The 16766-nt window shown below is 65.2% G+C and carries 15 protein-coding genes; 6 read left to right on the top strand and 9 right to left on the bottom strand.

The window, feature by feature from the left end:
- Positions 1–4: 4 nt before the first annotated feature.
- Both gap and ELS24_RS23755 read left to right on the top strand, forming a co-directional pair.
- A complete protein-coding gene (gene gap, locus ELS24_RS23760; RefSeq protein WP_006221200.1) occupies positions 5–1015 on the top strand; it encodes a type I glyceraldehyde-3-phosphate dehydrogenase in 1011 nt (336 codons plus the stop codon).
- A 93-nt stretch (positions 1016–1108) separates the two neighbouring features.
- A complete protein-coding gene (locus ELS24_RS23755; protein ID WP_050448783.1) occupies positions 1109–2302 on the top strand; it encodes a phosphoglycerate kinase in 1194 nt (397 codons plus the stop codon).
- A gap of 242 nt (positions 2303–2544) precedes the next feature.
- Here ELS24_RS23755 and ELS24_RS23750 read toward each other — a convergent pair whose 3' ends face one another.
- A complete protein-coding gene (locus ELS24_RS23750; protein ID WP_127185510.1) occupies positions 2545–3528 on the bottom strand; it encodes a Bug family tripartite tricarboxylate transporter substrate binding protein in 984 nt (327 codons plus the stop codon).
- A 286-nt stretch (positions 3529–3814) separates the two neighbouring features.
- Here ELS24_RS23750 and ELS24_RS23745 point away from each other — a divergent pair, with 286 nt between their 5' ends.
- Positions 3815–5503: a SulP family inorganic anion transporter gene (locus tag ELS24_RS23745; protein WP_198158205.1), complete on the top strand. Its 1689-nt coding sequence runs from the start codon at positions 3815–3817 to the stop codon at positions 5501–5503.
- Positions 5504–5505: 2 nt separating this feature from the next.
- Here the strand turns inward: ELS24_RS23745 and fabI are convergent, their stop codons facing one another.
- The 6 genes from fabI to ELS24_RS23715 all read right to left on the bottom strand — a co-directional run bounded on the left by fabI (position 5506) and on the right by ELS24_RS23715 (position 12300).
- Entirely contained in the window at positions 5506–6294 is a 789-nt protein-coding gene (fabI, locus tag ELS24_RS23740) for an enoyl-ACP reductase FabI (RefSeq protein ID WP_127185509.1), read from the bottom strand.
- Between the two features lie 11 nt (positions 6295–6305).
- A complete protein-coding gene (locus tag ELS24_RS23735) occupies positions 6306–7499 on the bottom strand; it encodes an acetate/propionate family kinase (protein WP_050448787.1) in 1194 nt (397 codons plus the stop codon).
- Positions 7500–7533: 34 nt separating this feature from the next.
- A complete protein-coding gene (locus ELS24_RS23730; RefSeq protein WP_050448788.1) occupies positions 7534–8478 on the bottom strand; it encodes a phosphate acetyltransferase in 945 nt (314 codons plus the stop codon).
- Positions 8475–11024: a DUF3141 domain-containing protein gene (locus tag ELS24_RS23725; protein WP_127185508.1), complete on the bottom strand. Its 2550-nt coding sequence runs from the start codon at positions 11022–11024 to the stop codon at positions 8475–8477. The genes ELS24_RS23730 and ELS24_RS23725 overlap by 4 nt, the downstream gene beginning before the upstream one ends.
- Positions 11025–11218: 194 nt before the next feature.
- On the bottom strand, positions 11219–11854 hold the full coding sequence (gene yfcF, locus ELS24_RS23720) for a glutathione transferase (protein ID WP_127185507.1): 636 nt from the start codon (positions 11852–11854) through the stop codon (positions 11219–11221).
- Positions 11855–11970: 116 nt separating this feature from the next.
- Positions 11971–12300, bottom strand: a complete 330-nt coding sequence (locus tag ELS24_RS23715; RefSeq protein WP_050448791.1) for a DHCW motif cupin fold protein — start codon at positions 12298–12300, stop codon at positions 11971–11973.
- A gap of 206 nt (positions 12301–12506) precedes the next feature.
- On the opposite strand from ELS24_RS23715, the gene ELS24_RS23710 reads away from it, so the two are divergent.
- The 3 genes from ELS24_RS23710 (at position 12507) to ELS24_RS23700 (ending at position 14473) form a co-directional block, all read left to right on the top strand.
- Positions 12507–13466, top strand: a complete 960-nt coding sequence (locus tag ELS24_RS23710; RefSeq protein ID WP_127185506.1) for a DnaJ C-terminal domain-containing protein — start codon at positions 12507–12509, stop codon at positions 13464–13466.
- A gap of 2 nt (positions 13467–13468) precedes the next feature.
- Complete coding sequence (locus ELS24_RS23705) at positions 13469–13786, top strand: chaperone modulator CbpM (protein ID WP_050448793.1); 318 nt, start codon at positions 13469–13471, stop codon at positions 13784–13786.
- A gap of 72 nt (positions 13787–13858) precedes the next feature.
- Positions 13859–14473, top strand: coding sequence for a glutathione S-transferase family protein (locus ELS24_RS23700; RefSeq protein WP_050448794.1), 615 nt, complete (start codon positions 13859–13861; stop codon positions 14471–14473).
- Between the two features lie 4 nt (positions 14474–14477).
- Here the strand turns inward: ELS24_RS23700 and ELS24_RS23695 are convergent, their stop codons facing one another.
- Both ELS24_RS23695 and ELS24_RS23690 read right to left on the bottom strand, forming a co-directional pair.
- Positions 14478–15146: a DsbA family protein gene (locus tag ELS24_RS23695; protein ID WP_127185505.1), complete on the bottom strand. Its 669-nt coding sequence runs from the start codon at positions 15144–15146 to the stop codon at positions 14478–14480.
- Between the two features lie 100 nt (positions 15147–15246).
- Positions 15247–16722 carry an inorganic phosphate transporter gene (locus ELS24_RS23690; protein ID WP_050448795.1) on the bottom strand — a complete coding sequence of 492 codons (1476 nt, stop codon included), beginning with the start codon at positions 16720–16722 and terminating at the stop codon, positions 15247–15249.
- Between the last annotated feature and the right edge of the window lie 44 nt (positions 16723–16766).

Raw genomic sequence — 16766 nt, 5'->3', positions numbered from 1 at the left:
TAGTATGACTATTCGCGTCGCCATCAATGGTTACGGTCGCATCGGCCGCAACATCCTGCGTGCCCACTACGAAGGTGGCAAGAAGCACGATATCGAAATCGTCGCCATCAACGACCTGGGTGATCCCAAGACGAACGCGCACTTGACGCGCTACGACACCGCCCACGGCAAGTTCCCGGGCACCGTCGAAGTCGACGGCGACTTCATGGTCGTCAACGGCGACAAGATCCGCGTGCTGGCCAACCGCAACCCGGCTGAACTGCCCTGGGGCGAGCTCAAGGTTGACGTGGTCCTGGAATGCACGGGCTTCTTCACGACCAAGGAAAAGGCCGGCGCGCACATCAAGGGCGGCGCCAAGAAAGTCATCATCTCGGCCCCGGGCGGCAAGGATGTGGACGCCACCATCGTGTTCGGCGTGAACCACGGCGTGCTGAAGTCGACCGACACTGTCATCTCGAACGCGTCCTGCACCACCAACTGCCTGGCCCCGCTGGTCAAGCCGCTGAACGACAAGCTGGGCCTGGAAAACGGCCTGATGACGACCGTTCACGCCTACACCAACGACCAGGTCCTGACCGACGTCTATCACGAAGACCTGCGCCGCGCGCGTTCGGCCACCATGAGCATGATCCCCACGAAGACCGGCGCCGCCGCCGCCGTGGGCCTGGTGCTGCCGGAACTGAACGGCAAGCTGGACGGCTACGCCATCCGCGTTCCGACCATCAACGTGTCGCTGGTTGACCTGTCGTTCGTGGCCAGCCGCGACACGACCGCCGAAGAAGTGAACAGCATCCTGAAGGCCGCGTCGGAAGGCGAGTTGAAGGGCATCCTGGACTACAACACCGAGCCCCTGGTGTCGGTGGACTACAACCACAACCCGGCCTCCAGCACCGTTGACGCGTCGCTGACCAAGGTCTCGGGCCGTCTGGTCAAGGTCTCGTCCTGGTACGACAACGAGTGGGGCTTCTCGAACCGCATGCTCGACACCACCGTCGCGCTGATGTCGGCCAAGTAAGCAACACGGTCAGTCCATAGGGGACGGATTTGTTTTCCGCCAATGCGGAAAATGGGTTCGTCCCCTTTGTTCGCCTATCGTAGGAAAGCAAATATGTCCAAGGTCAATACCCTGTCCGCGCTGGCCAAGTCCGGCGCCCTGTCCGGCAAGCGTGTGTTTATCCGCGCCGACTTGAACGTGCCGTTCGACGACGCCGGCCGCATTTCCGAAGACACGCGCATCCGCGCGTCCGTGCCGGGCATTCGCCTGGCGCTGGACGCCGGCGCCGCCGTGATGGTTACGTCCCACCTGGGCCGCCCGAAAGAAGGCGTGCTGACCGAGGCCGATTCGTTGGCCAAGGTCGGCCAGCGCCTGTCCGAATTGCTGGGCATGCCCGTGCAATTGGTGCGTGACTGGGTCGATGGCGTGCAAGTGGACCACGGCCAGGTCGTGCTGCTGGAAAACTGCCGCGTGAACGTCGGCGAAAAGAAAGACGACGAAGCGCTGGCCAAGAAGATGGCCGCGCTGTGCGACGTGTATGTCAATGACGCCTTCGGCACCGCCCACCGCGCCGAAGCCACCACGCATGGCATCGCGCGCTTTGCGCCCGTGGCCTGCGCCGGCCCCTTGCTGGCAGCCGAACTCGACGCCCTGGGCCGTGCGCTGCACGAACCCAAGCGCCCGCTGGTGGCGATTGTGGGCGGCTCGAAGGTGTCGACCAAGCTGTCCATCCTGCAATCGCTGGCCGACAAGGTTGACCAGTTGGTGGTGGGCGGCGGTATCGCCAACACCTTCTTGCTGGCCGCCGGGCTGCCCATCGGCAAGTCGCTGGCGGAACCTGATCAGGTTGAGCAGGCGCGCGCCGTGATCGACATGATGAAGCAGCGCGGCGCGGCCGTGCCGATTCCGGTGGACGTGGTGTGCGCCAAGGCGTTCGGCGCGGACGCCGAAGCGACGGTCAAGGCCGCCACCGATGTGGCCGACGACGACATGATCCTGGACATCGGTCCGCAAACCGCGGCGCAGTTGGCCGAGATCCTGAAGAAAGCCGGCACCATCGTCTGGAACGGCCCGGTGGGCGTGTTCGAATTCGACCAGTTCGCCAACGGCACCGAAGTGGTGGCGCGCGCGATTGCGGAGTCCGACGGCTTTTCGATCGCCGGCGGCGGCGACACGTTGGCCGCCATCGCCAAGTACGGCATCGGCGAACAAGTCGGCTACATCTCGACGGGCGGCGGCGCATTCCTGGAATTCCTGGAAGGCAAGACCCTGCCGGCCGTGGCAGTGCTGGAAGCACGCGCGGCGTAAGCGGTGGAGCCATCGCGCAACGTCCCATCGTAGGATGGGTGTAGCGCGAGACGGTCTCTGAAATAGCGCTGCAACTTATCGCGCGAAACCCATCAAGCAGCATAGGCGCAATGGCTAATTCAGCCACATGCGTATGCCGCTTGATGGGTTTCGCGCGTTTGGGGCTGGTGTTCTTCTTTAGGTTCGGCTCGCGCTGCACCCATCCTACGTGCCATTGAAGACCGGTTTTTAGCCGACCCGCCTTATTCCATTTTGGCGCCGGAGATTTTCACGATTTCTGCGTAGCGCTTGATTTCCGATTGGATGAACGCGCCGAACTGTTCCGGCGATTGGCCGGCCGGCACCAGCGCGCCCATGTTCTCCATGCGCTGCTTTACCTCCGGGGTGGCGACGACCGCATTGACTTCCCGGTTCAGGCGCTGCACCACGTCTTTCGGCGTGCCCGCCGGGGCCACGATGCCGTACCACGCCGACGCAAACATCTTCGGCACGCCTGCCTCCTCGAACGTGGGTACATTCGGCAGGGCTGGCAGGCGCTGGTGCGAGGCCACGGCCAGTGCGCGCAGGGCGCCCGCCTGTACCTGGGCCAGCGAACCGGTGTCCAGCATCATGTCGACTTGTCCGGCCAGCAGGTCCGACACCGCCGGGCCACTGCCCTTGTACGGAATGTGCATCACATCCGCGCCCGTCAGATGCTTGAACATCGAACCCGCCAGATGCTGTGACGAGCCCACGCCGCCCGAGCCGTAATTCAATTTGCCGGGTTCGGCCTTGGCGGCCGCGATCACGTCCGCGACCGATTGAAAAGGCGACTGCTTCGGCACTTCAAGAATGTTGGGAATCTCGGCCACGAAGGCGACCGGCGCGAAGTCCTTTGCCGCATCGAAGCCCAGGCGCGCATACAGGTGCGGATTGGCCGCGTTGGTGGAACTGGTGGCCATCAACAGCGTGTAGCCGTCGGGCTTTTCACGCACGAAGGACGCGGTGCCGATGTTGCCGCCCGCGCCTGCCTTGTTGTCCACGATCACCGTCTGGCCCAGTCGTTCGGACAGGCGCTGCGCCAACAGGCGGCCCAACGAATCGGTTGCGCCGCCCGGCGGCCAAGGCACGACGAGTTTGATGGGGCGGTCGGGGTAGGCTTGCGCCTGTACGGCCGGGGCAACGCCCGCGGCAAAGGCGGCCAGAATAAGCGCGCGGCCGGCGCGGCGCAGGAACGTGTAGGACATCAAGTCTCCAGAAGTGCCGGCCCTGTCCTTCGCGTCGGGTGATCGATGCGGGGCGGGCCATGTCGGTGTGCAATACGCGGCGGGGTGCCGCTTTTCTTGTGCGGGGACTCTACGCAATCCTGCTTTTCGATAAAAGAGATAAATATGCAACGATCTTCATTCTAAAAAGGAATGAAATGCACCGGCTTGTTGATGTGGATCCGGTTCAAAGCGCGTCGCTTGGTGTAGCCTTTGCGGTCTCTCTGCCCATCGCGCAACATCATCAATCAGGTCGTCTCGCAGCATCATGAACTACCGTCTCTTTCCCGGCCTGAACAATTTCCGAGGCATCACTCGAGACTCGGCGCGGCGCGATGTCATGGCTGGGCTGAGCGTGGCGGCCGTGGCCTTGCCGGTGGGCCTGGCCTATGCCGCGATGATGGGCGTGCCCCCCGTCGCCGGTCTGTGGGCCGCCATCGCCGGCATGCTGGGCTATGCGCTGTTTGGTTCGTCGCGCACCTTGGTCGTGGGGCCGGACACCGCCACCTGCACGCTGATCGCCGCCACCCTCACGGGTATGGCGCTGACCTCCCCCGAAGACCGGCTGGTGGCGGCCACCGGCATTGCGCTGACCGTGGGCGTGGGCTGCCTGATCGCCCGCGTGTTGCGGCTGGGCGTGCTGGCCAATCTGCTGTCGCGCCCCGTCTTGATCGGCTATATGGCCGGCGTGGCAATTACGTTGGCGGTGTCGCAAATGAGCGGGCTGACAGGCGTGGGGCTGCGTAACACCGGGCTGGTGCATCCGTTTCTGGAACTGTCCCGGCGCGTGCAGGAAATCCAGATTCCGACCCTGATCCTGGGGCTGGCCTCGTGTGCGTTGCTGTTGGGTGTCAAACGCTGGCGGCCAACCTGGCCCGGTCCGATCCTGCTGGTGGTGGGGGGCTGTCTGTTGTCGTGGCTGTTTGATTTTCCCAGCCTGGGCATTGCGGTGGTGGGTGAGGTACCGGCCGGCTTGCCGGGCATCAGCCTGCCCGTGCGGCTGGAAGGCGTGGACAGCATGCTCTTGGGCGCGGCGGGGGTGCTGGTGGTCAGTTTTTCCAGCGGCATCGTTACGGCGCGCAGCTTTGCCGCCCGCACCGGCGAACATGTGGACCCCAACCGCGAACTGGTGGGCTTCGGCGCGGCCAATGTGGCGGCGGGCCTGTTCCAAGGCTTTGTCGTGACAGGCGCGGATTCGCGCACGGCGGTGGGGCTGGTGGCCGGCGGTTCGTCGCCGCTGGTCAGTGTCAGCGCGGCCGTCGCCTTGGCGATTGTCGTGGGCTTGTTGAGCGCGCCGTTGTACTGGCTGCCGCAAGCTGTGCTGTCCGCGATCTTGCTGTTGGCCGCGGCCAGCCTGTTCGACGTCAAGGCATTCATGCGCCTGGCGCGCATTTCGCGCATCGAACTGGCGTTCGGTGTGTTGGCGGCAGTGGGCGTGGTGGGCTTTGGCGTGTTGCAGGGCGTGGCGGTGTCGGTGGGCGCGACCTTGCTGTACGCCATGTATGTGTCGGGCAACCCGCGCGACGCGCTCTTGGGCCGGCTACCGGGTGAATATGTGCTGGGCAAGTTGCACCTGAACCCCGACGCGCAGCCCGTGCCGGGCGTGGTGATCTGGCTGTTCGAATCGTCGGTCTGGTTCTTCAATGCCGACGCTTTCCGTCGACGCGCGCGCGAAGTCATGGAACAGGCGGGCGATGCCACCTGGTTCGTGTTGGACGCCGAAGCCATGACGCAGGCTGATGCCGATGCGGTGGAAGCCTTGTATGAACTGAAGCGCGAATTGGACGACCGCCATATCACCATGCTGGTGGCCGGCGGCCACGGCCAGTTCCGCATGGCGCTTGAGCGCTCGGGTCTGGTCAAGAAGATTGGCCGCGACAATATCTTCGGCAGCCCCGAGCAGGCGGTGGAGGCGATTGAGCGGCGCCGCCAGGGGCCGCCGGACACGCTGGCCTGAGCCTAATCGATGATGTGATAACCGCCGTCGATGTACAGCGTTTGTCCGGTCATGCGCCGCGCGGCGTCGGTGGCCAGCCACGCGGTGGCTTCGCCCACATCGTCGATGGACACCAGGCTGCGCGCGGGCGCCTTGGCTTGCGCGCGGTCCAGCAGCGCGTCGAATTCCGCAATGCCAGAGGCGGCGCGCGTTTTCAGCGGCCCGGGTGAAATCGCATGCACGCGGATGCCTTGCGGGCCAAGCTCGGCGGCCAGATAGCGCGTGGCGGATTCCAGCGCCGCCTTTACCGGGCCCATCATGTTGTAGTGCTCCACCACCATCTGCGAGCCGTAATAGCTCATGCAGAAGAGAGCGCCGCCCTTGGCCATCAGCGGTTCGGCCAGCTTCGCCATGCGGATGAACGACCAGCACGATACGTCCATGGCTTGCAGAAAGCCCTCGCGCGAGCAGTCCGTCACGCGGCCATGCAGGTCGTCGCGCGGGGCGAAGGCAATGGAGTGCAGCACGAAGTCCAGGTGGCCCCATTCGGCCGTGATGCGGTCGAACACGGCTTCCAGTTCGCCGTCGTTCAATAGGTTTAGCGGCATCAGCAGCGGCGCATCCACCTGCCTGGCCAGCGGCTCGACGTGGGGCAGGGCCTTGTCGTTCAGATAGGTCACCGCCAGTTCTGCGCCCATCGCACGAAACGCCTTGGCGCAGCCCCAGGCGATGGAATCGGCGTTGGCGATGCCGGTCACCAGGCCGCGCTTGCCAGCCAGCGGCAACGCCGGGTTCGGGATGGAGGCGTTCATGGTTGGCGTACTCATCGTTGGCGTACCAGGGCCAGCGTGTGCTGGGCGATGATCAGTTCTTCATTCGTGCGGACCACATACACGCCGATGCGGCTGTCGTCGCTGGAAATGCGGGGGCCTTGATGGGCATTGCGTTCGGGGTCCAGCTTGATGCCCAGCCAGCCCCAATGGTCAGCAATCATCTGGCGGATCTGGGGTGAGTTCTCGCCCACGCCGGCCGTGAACACAATGCCGTCGATGCCGTTCATGGCGCAGCCCAGGCCGATCATGCCTTCGGCCACGCGCCACGCGAAATACTTCAGCGCCAATTGCGCGGCGGGCGCATCGCTGGCCAGCAGTTCGCGCATGTCGTTGCTGATGCCCGACAGGCCCTTCATGCCGCAGTCGTGATAGAGCAGATGCTCGATCTGGTCATGGTCCATGCCGCGTTCCATCATCCACAGCACCACGCCCGCGTCCAGCCGGCCGGGGCGCGTGCCCATGGGCAGGCCTTCCAGCGCGGTGAAGCCCATCGTGCTGTCCACGCTCTTGCCTTCATGGATGGCGCAGGCGGACACGCCCGACCCCAGGTGCGCGGTGATGATCTTGCCCATTGCCAGCTCGGGCAGCGCCTGCTTCAAGCGCTGCGCGATGTATTCATAGGACAGCCCATGAAAGCCGTAGCGGCGCACGCCTTCCTGGTACAGCGATTCGGGCAGCGCGTAGCGATCGGCCACGTCGGAATGGCTGCGGTGAAATGCCGTGTCGAAGCAGGCTACCTGTGGAATCCACGGGCGGCGTTCACGGATCACGCGGATGGGCGCCAGGTTGTTGGGCTGATGCAGCGGCGCAAGCGGCGTGAAGGTGTCCAGCTTGGCCAGCACGCTATCGTCGATGAGCACCGGTTCGGAAAGGTCCGGCCCGCCGTGCACCACGCGGTGTCCCACCGCCAGCGGCGCGCCGCCCAGGTGGCCGCTCAACCAGGTGCCGACCACTTCCTGGGCGTTGGGCACGTCGGGGGCGTGGCTCGGGGCAACATCGCGTTCCAGCAAGGTCCGGCCCGCCGCATCGCGTACCCGCAGCTTCGGGTGCGAGGTGCCGATGCCTTCCAACTGGCCGCCCAAGCGTGGCGCCAGTTCCTGCTGGCCGTCGATGTCGTACAGGTAGAACTTGATGCTGGAACTGCCGGCGTTGATGACGAGGATGGTGTCGCTGGTATCACTCATGGCTCTGGAGTCCGGTAGCGGTGATGCGGATGGATCAGGCCAGGGGGCGGGCCGCCAACTGGCTGAGATGGTGCGCGTAGATGGCCGCCACCGCGCACGATGCCAGTCGCGAACGCGGGCTGTCGGCGCGGCTGGTCAAGATGATGGGCACGCGCGCGCCCAGCACAATGCCGGCCGCTTCGGCATTGGCCAGGAACGTCAGGTTCTTGGCCAGCATATTGCCCGCTTCCAGGTCAGGCACCACCAGCACCTGCGCCACACCCGCCACGGGCGAGCGTATGCCCTTGATGCGCGCTGCGTCCGGGCTGATGGCGTTGTCCAGCGCCAGCGGGCCGTCCAGCAGGCCGCCCGTGATCTGGCCACGGTCGGCCATCTTGCACAAGGCGGCCGCTTCGATGGTGCTGGGAATGTTGGGCGTGACCTGCTCCACCGCCGACAGGATCGCCACGCGCGGCTCACCCAGCCCCAGCCCTTGATGCAGGTCGATCACGTTGCGGATGATGTCGGCCTTGGTTTCCAGGTCAGGGAAGATGTTGATGGCCGCGTCCGTGATGAACAGCGGGCCGGCATAGGTGGGCACTTCCATGATGAAAACATGGCTGATGCGGCGGCTGGTGCGCAAGCCCGTCGTGCGCGCAACGACCTCGTGCATCAGTTCATCGGTGTGCAGGCTGCCTTTCATCAGCAGCGTGGCCTCGCCATTGCGCACCAGCGCCACGGCGGTTTCGGCGGCGGCGTGGCTATGCGGCGCGTCAACAATGCGCGCATCGCCCAGGTTCAGATTGAACTGGGCCGCCGTGTCGCGGATCTTCTTTTCCGGCCCCACCAGGATGGGGTGCAAGAGGCCCAGGTCGCGGGCTTCCAGCGCGGCGGAAAGCGAGGGTTCGTCGCAGGGGTGGGCGATGGCGCAGAAGGCCGGTTCCAGCGTCTGCGCGCGGGCGATCAGCGTGTCGTAATGCGTGGACGTGGTCAGTGTCATGCGCGCTTGGCCTTGGCGGGTTGTTTAGCGGGTTGCGCGGCGGCTTTTGTGCTGCGCTTTGCGGCGGGCTTGGCTGCTTTCGTTGCTGCCTTGGGTGCCGCCTCCGTTGCGGTCTTCGGTACTGCCTTCGGTACTGCCTTCGGTACTGCCTTCGTAGTCGCCTTCGATGCCGTCCGGGTTACTGCCTTGGTTGCGGCCTTTGTCGCGGCCTTCGTCGCCACCTTCGTCGCTGACTTTGCCGCCGCCGGATGCGGCTGGGCGGTCTTGGACGGCACCTGTGCGGCCGCGTCGATCAGATTCAACGCGGGGGCGGTGGGGGCGGGCTCGGCTTCCAGTTGGGCGGGCGCATCGGCCTGGGCGCGTTTCTGAGCCCGGCGTTCGGCAGCTTCGAAGATGCGCTCCATTTCCGTCAGGCTGTCACGTGCCGCCGGGCTAAGCGGTTCAGCGGCTTCCAGCACGTGCTTCATCGTTTTCAGCGCGTCGCGGATCGCGGCGGCGGACGACTTCTCCAACAGGCGCGGCATGGCCTGGATGGCGGCGTCGGAATCCAGCGTCAGGATCAAGGCCTGGTCGCGGATGGTGTCCTTGAATTCCTGCAAGGTCATGGCGTTGTCGGATTCGGCGCGCACTTTGCGGATCAGCGCAAAGCTGCGTTCGTCCAGGCCGCCCTCGGCCCCCGACACATACAGCAGCATGCGGATGGCCGCCACGCGCAAGCCGCCTTCCTGCAACAGCGAACGCAGATCGGCGGTGCGCTCTTCCATGAAGCGGCGGTGTTCGGGCGACACGCCGGGGTGCTTGCGCGGCGGGCCGGAACGCGCGCCCAGCCCGGCCAGGTCCTGCACCAGCGGCGAACCGTATACGCCCATGAAGGTGCGCTCGTCCGCTGAATCGCGCATTTCCTGCCAGATGTTCAGGCTGGTCTCGACCCAGTTGGAAAACATTTCCTGCGCCATCAGGAACGGGTTGGACTCGGACACCGGCTGGCGGTGTTCGCGCACCTGTTCGGCAACCTTCGCGATGGGGGCGATGGCCGGGTTGCGGTCCGAGATCAACTCATACGGCAAGCGCAACGGATGCAGGCGCTGCGACCATTCCGCCGATTGCGGCGTGACCAGCGCGCGCAGCCAGGGCTGCATGAAGCTGCGGTACATGCCCAGGTTGATGTCCGAGATGCGGGCCACGGCGGCAAAGCGCTTATCGTCTTCTTCCTTGCGGTCGACAATGGTGCGCACATCGTCCAGCGTGCGCTGCTCGAACGACAGCACGTAGTTGCCAAACGCCAGGTCGGCATTGGGCGTGTCGGGCGTTTTGTCGGCGATTTCCGCCTGGTAGATGCCGGGCGGGAGCACGTCGATCATGTCGATGTTCGACGTGAATTCCTGGTGTTCCTTGCGGGCCACGCTGCCCGACACGAAGATGCCCAGGTGGCCAATGCTCTCATGCACGGCATAGACGATGGTCTGCCCGTGGGCCAGCACTTCGGCTTCGTTCTGGTACAGGTCGGGAATCCAGCCCAGCGCCTGCGGCGGGGGCGTGATGTTGTCGCCCTTGGAGCAGAACACCACGATGGGCGAACGGATATTGCGCAGGTCGATACGGATGCCGTCGGAGGTGACCAGGCCCGCGGTCGCCAGGCGGTTGCCCACGAACAGGTTGTCGACGATGTACTGGATTTCGGGGCCGTTCAGGAAAACGTGGCCGCCCCACCATTTTTCAAAGCTCAGGTAGCGGTCGGCTTCGGTGTCCACCTTGGAATACAGGTTGTACTGCTTGGACCACAAGGTGTTGGCCGGATTCAGGTTTTCGAAGTTCTGCACCAGCCAGGCGCCGTCGAATTTGCCGTTGCCCAGGTCGCTGGTCATCGCCGTCAACCAGCTGCCGCCCAACAGGCCGCCGGAATAGCGCATGGGATTCATGCCGCGCCAGCCCGCCCAGTACGACAGCGGGGCACCAGCCACGATGATGGGGCCGAACAGTTCGGGGCGCACGGCGGCGGTCATCATGATCTGCCAGCCGGCCTGGCAATTGGCCACCACCACGGGCTTGCCTTCGGCGTCGGGGTGCAGCGCGATGATCTCTTCCAGGAAGCGGGCTTCGGCCATCATCACGTCTTCGACGGTCTGTTCCGGCATGGGCTGCGGCAGGAAGGTGGCGAAGTAGCAGGGGTGTCCGGCTCGCACCGCCACGCCAATTTCGCTTTCCGGCTTGAAGCCGCCGATGCCCGGGCCGTGCCCGGCGCGCGGGTCCACCACCAGGAAGGGACGCTTGATCGGGTCGGTTTCCACGCCTTCGGGCGGCTGGATGCGCAACAGCCCGTAGTTGACGGGGCGGGGCAGCTCGCGGCCATCCATCACCAGTTCGAACTCCATGCTCAGCACGTTGGGTGCGCGCTTGGCCATGTGTTCGTGGTACTGGTTGCCGCGCTGGCGCAGCACGTCGGCGTAGAGCACGCCACGTTGCCAGGCATCCACGGCATATTCGTAGGCGGCCGTCCAGGGATTGAAGGACGGGGTGGGGACGCGATCGTTGCCGGAATCGGCCATGGCGATCTCCTGTAAGTGGCGCCCGACGGCGAAAGACCGTCGGACCGGCCCCAAGTGGAGCCGGCTAAGTTGACCTCACCATTACACCGCAACGAATGCTGCGCCGCAACATTTCAGCGATTAAAACTCGGTAATCCGCAGTGAATCCAGCCGTCCCTTTTTATTGTTTTCGACGGCCTTGCATCGGTTCGTTGTCAGTCGCGGGCGGCGGCGTTGTGTTCCAGCCATTTTTGAACTGATGGGCGCTGCCATTGGGCGTCGACATAAGCGCGCAAGGGGTCGGGCAGGTCGTCCTGGGCCAGGCGCTTCAGCATGACCGCCAAATCCAGGTCGGCGATACACCATTGTTCAAACAGATTGGCCTGGCCCGCCGGGAGCAGATGGCTGGCTACCCGGAGCAGCTTGGCCGAGGCCGCGTGCGCCGCGTCGGACAAGGGCTGGCCCGTCGCGCCGTAGAACACGGTTTCGGTGGGGCGTTCCTGGCGCAAGGCGGTCAGGTCACTGCGCAACCAGGCCTGCAATTGGCGGGCGCGGGCGCGGAAGCGGACGGCTTGCGGATACAGGGCAGCATGTCGGGGGGGCGGGAAGACCTCGTCCAGGTACTCCGTGATCACGCTGGATTCAGTCAGATTGAAGTCGTCATGCGTCAGCGCCGGCACGCGCGCGGTCAGCGCGCGGCATTGATAGGGTTGCATCCACTGTTCGCCAGCGCTCAGGTCGATGGGGCGTATTTCGAAAGGCAATTGCTTTTCGCTCAGCGCCACATACACCGACATGGCGTAGGGGCTGAGGAACTGGGAATCGACATATAGCGTAATCGGGGCGCCCACTTTAATCTCCGGTCAGGCGGGGGTCTGGCAATGCGGCAATGAATCGACATGCGGCGCCGGGCCGCATGAAGGGCAAAGCGTAACGCAACGGCAATTTTGCGTGTCGCGTGGGCGCATCAGTCAACAATGAAGAGCTTCGCGCCCGTGGCGGTGGACGAGCGGTGCGGTTCGGCCTGGTCGGCTACCTGGTAGCTCATGCCGGGAGTCAGCACGAATTGGCGGCCGTCTTCAAGCTCGGTGTGCAGCTCGCCTTCCAGACAGAAAAGGATGTGGCCCTTGGTGCACCAGTGGTCGGCCAGGTAGCCCGCCGTGTATTCCACCATGCGCACGCGCAGGTCGCCGAATTGGCGGGTGCGCCAGTACGCCATGCCGGTGTCGCCGGCGTGTTCGGTGCGTTCGACTTCGGACCAGTCCGTGGTGCCGAAGGGGATGTTGCTCATCTTCATTGTGGATCCTGCGTGGAGTGGGGCAGCGGCTATCGCTTGGCTGCGGGTAAAAAGCAGATACTACGCCACTCGGGTGACATGCCGCATCCACGGCTTGGTCTGATATTGCGCATTGATAAATCGGTTCGCAGCCCCTATCTTGTTGATATTCCAGGCCTGTGGCGGCACGACGCCACAGCGGCCGAAACCTTTAAGGTGAGCTGCATATGGAGTTCAAGGACTACTACAGCATTCTGGGGGTGGAGCGCAGCGCGTCGGAAGACGAGATCCGGCGCGCCTACCGCAAGCTCGCCCGTAAATACCACCCCGACGTCAGCAAGGAAAGCGACGCCGAAGTCCGCATGCGCGACGTCAACGAAGCCTATGACGTGCTGCGCGACCAGGAAAAGCGGCTGGCCTATGACAACCTGGCGGCGGGCGTGTCGCCCGATGGCGGCTTCCAGCCGCCTCCCGGCTGGGACGAAGGCTTTGAATTCCACCGGGGCGCGGCGCCCGGCGATGAAGCGCAGTTCAGTGAATTTTTCTCGTCGCTGTTTGGCGGGCGTGGCCAACGCGGCCACCGCGCCGGCCCAGGCGGCGCCAGCCAGCAGGAATTCCGCGCACGCGGCGACGACCATCACGCCGCCATCGAGGTTGATCTGGAAGACGCCATCCATGGCGCCACGCGCGACATCAGCCTGCGCGCCATGGAGATGGACGCGCAAGGCCGACCGCATCTGCAGACGCGCACCCTCAGCGTGCGCATTCCGGCGGGCGTGCGCGAAGGCCAGTTCATCCGGCTGTCCGGGCAGGGCATGCCCGGCTATGGCGGCGGCGAAAACGGCGACCTTTACCTTGAGGTGCGCTTCAAGCCGCATCCGCGCTATCGCGTCGAAGGGCGTGACCTGTACATGACGCTGCCGGTGGCCCCCTGGGAAGCGGCGCTGGGTTCAAAGGTGAATGCGCCCACGCCGGGCGGCACGGTTGAAGTCTCCATTCCCGCGGGATCGGGCAACGGCCGCAAGCTGCGGCTGCGCGGGCGCGGCATACCGGGAGATCCGCCGGGCGACCTTTACCTGGTACTGGACCTGGTGCTGCCGCCCGCTGATAGCGATGCGGCCAAGGCGGCCTACCGCAAGCTGCAGCAGGAGGCGCCGTTCAACCCGCGACGCCACATGGGGGTCTGATCATGAGCAAACTTGTCATCACCAGCGCCACTGTCGTGGGCAAATCGCAGCCGCTCAGCGCCGACGACCTGGCGCGCGCCTGCCATGCGGAAGTGGAATGGGTGGCCCAACTGGTTGAAGTCGGCATCGTCACTGCCAGGGGGCGTCAACCGTCGGAATGGTGCTTCTACAGCATGGACCTGCAGCGCGCCTTGCACGCGCGCCGGCTGGAGCACGACTTTGGCGCCAGCCTGGACGCGGTGGCGCTGATTCTGGACCTGAGCCAAGAGGTACGGCGCCTGAAAGCGCAGTTGCGCGCCCTGGGCGAGGCGGATCAGTAGTCATTTCGGCGGCTTTCGTCCGCGCGCGGCGCAAGGCAAAATGGTCGATGTCCAACGCAGAGGAGGCCGACCATGCTTACGCTTTACCATGCGCCGCGCTCGCGGTCGTTCAGGGTGTTGTGGCTGCTTGAGGAATTGGGCGTGCCCTACGACACCGAAATGGTGTCCATCCGCGGCACCGACAGCGCGGGACACATGCCCGCCGATTACATCGACATCCATCCCCACCGCAAGGTGCCCGCCCTGGTGCACGACGGCGTGCCCATCTTCGAAACCCCGGCCATCGCGCTGTACCTGACCGATCTGTTCCCTGAAAAAGGGCTGGGACCCTTGGTGGGCGATGCCCAGCGCGGCCCCTACCTGACGTGGTTGGCGTATTCCACTGGCGTGTTCGAGCCGGCCATGGTGGAGCGCGCATTCAAGCGCCCGCACCAGGACGGCGGGCCGGGTTGGGGGTCGGCCGACGAGGTCGAACAGGTGCTGACCCGGGTGCTGCAGGCCCGGCCGTATTTTCTGGGTGATAGGTTTTCGGCCGTCGACATCGTGCTGGGCGGGTCACTGCAATACATGGTGCAGGTGAAGGTGATACCCGAATCGCCCGTGTTCAACGCCTATCTGGAACGGCTGGCCGCGCGCCCGGCCATGCACCGGGCCTTGCAACGCGACGGCGACATCGAAGAGTCCTGACCGATCAGCCGCCGGCCTGAATGCGGCTGCGCAGGTCTGCCTGCCATTGCTCCGGGCGGCCCAGGTAGCGGCCGGGTTCCAACAGGGTACGGATGCCGCGCTGTTCAAGCACCAGCGTGGGGAAACCGCTGCCGCCCACCTGCGCCAGCAGTTGGCGGCTGGCCGCGATGTGCGCCGCCGTGTCCGCGCCCTGGGTGGCGTCATACGCGGCATCAAACGTGGCGCCGTCCAGACCGATCTCGCGGGCCAGCGTCTTGAGCACGGCGGAGTCGGCGATGCGGCGGCCTTCCACATAGTGCGCGTGCTGCACGCGCTTGAGCAGGTCCAGCCCGCGGCCGGCGAGTTCTTCGGCAGCCAGGATGGCGGTGGTGGGGGGCTCGGAATCAAACACCGCGTCGGTGTCGCGCAGCAGACCGTCGAAGTAGTCCTTGCCGAAGGCTTGTCCGCTCATGCTGGCGATGCGTTCGTCGTGCGCCATGACGTAGCGGCGCAGCGCATCGGTAACCGGCTGGCGGTTGCCGCCCGTCATCATGCCGCCGCCGTGGGGCGCTACGTACAGGCCGGCAACGCCGCGGGCTGCGTCCACCAGCGGGGCGGCGCCATAGCACCAGCCGCAAAGCGGGTCGAAAATGTAATGCAGGGTCGGGATGGGGGAGGGAGTCTGGGTAGCCATGGCGCCATGGTAGACGCGGACCGCGTGCCAAGAAAAGCCCGACGCGGTCGCCACTGTGTTGCAGCGGCCGCGCGGATTGCCCGCGCGGCCGTTTGTGGCCTTATCCCGAGATCTGAACGCCAAGCCAGAACAGCGCGGCCGCCAACGCCATGGACGCAGGTAGGGTCAGCACCCAGGCCAGCAGGATGTTGCGCACCGTATTGCCTTGCAGGCCGGTCTTGTTGGCGATCATCGTGCCCGCCACGCCCGAGGACAGCACGTGGGTGGTGGACACGGGCAGGCTGAACACGTTGGCCAGCCCGATGGCGGCAACCGCCGTCACCTGCGCCGACATGCCCTGCGCGTACGTCATGCCTTGCTTGCCGATCTTTTCGCCCACCGTCAGCACCACGCGGCGCCAGCCCACCATGGTGCCCGCGCCCAGCGCCAGGGCCACGGCCACGATGACCCAGAAGGGCGCGTATTCGGTGGTGGCGGTAAGGTCGGCGCGCAGGCGTTGCAGGTCGGCGCGTTCGCGGGCGGGCAGCCCTTCAATGCTGGATACCTTCTTGGCCGTGTCGTCCAGACAGAGCAGATAGCGGCGCACGTCGATGCGCTTCTCGGGCGACAGGTCGGCATAGTTGCTGACGCCGGCCAGATCGGTTTGCAGCGCCGCAATGGTCGGCACGGTCAGCTTGGGGTCGCAGCGGAAGGTGGGCGGCAGTTCCGTCGTGGCGTCCGGGCGCTTGAGCGCCAGGAAGTCGCCCAGCATCGCTTCGTTGCGGTGGTAGAACACGTTCAGGTGATTGGCCGCGTCGCGCGTGCGTTCAATCTGGTAGGTGGTGCTGGTGGTGTCCAGCACGAAGTTGGCGGGCACGATGCCGATCAGCACCAGCATGATCAGGCCGATGCCCTTCTGGCCGTCATTCGAGCCGTGCACGAAGCTCACGCCCATGGCCGACAGCACCAGCACCAGACGGTTCCAGAACGGCGGATGCTTTTTATTGTCGATGGCGCGGCGCTGCTCCGGCGTCTTGTGCATTTTCGACAGCGGCAGCCAGCGCTTGAGCAGCAGCAGCAGGCCGCCCGCCACCAGGAAGCCGGCGATGGGCGAGGCCACCAGCGACATGCCGATGTCGATGGCCTTGCCCCAGTTCACGCCGTCCGCCAGCGGCAGATCGGTGATCAGGGCGTTGGCCAGACCCACGCCCAGGATCGAGCCGATCAGCGTGTGCGAGCTGGATGCCGGAATGCCGAAGTACCAGGTGCCCAGGTTCCAGGCGATGGCGGCCGCCAGCATGGCGAACACCATGGCCAGGCCGCGGCCGGTATCCACGTTGATCAGCAGCTCCACCGGCAGCAGGTGGACGATGGCGTAGGCCACCCCCACGCCGCCCAGCAGCACGCCCAGGAAGTTGAAGATGCCGGACAGCACCACCGCAAGATGCGGCGGCATGGCCTTGGTATAGATCACCGTGGCCACGGCATTGGCCGTGTCGTGGAAACCATTGATGAATTCGAAGGCCAGGACGAATGTCAGGGCCAGCACAAGGCTGAGGCCGACCCAGAGGTCTAGGCCGTGGAAGAGGTCGAACATGGAGGCGGGGGGCGAGGTTCCGGCGTGAGGAGCCGATTATTGCA

Source organism: Achromobacter spanius, assembly GCF_003994415.1.
In the GTDB taxonomy this organism is placed as follows: Bacteria; Pseudomonadota; Gammaproteobacteria; order Burkholderiales; family Burkholderiaceae_B; genus Achromobacter; species Achromobacter spanius_C.
The sequence above is the reverse complement of the archived record's forward strand: the minus strand, read 5'-3'. Positions and strand labels throughout refer to the sequence as shown.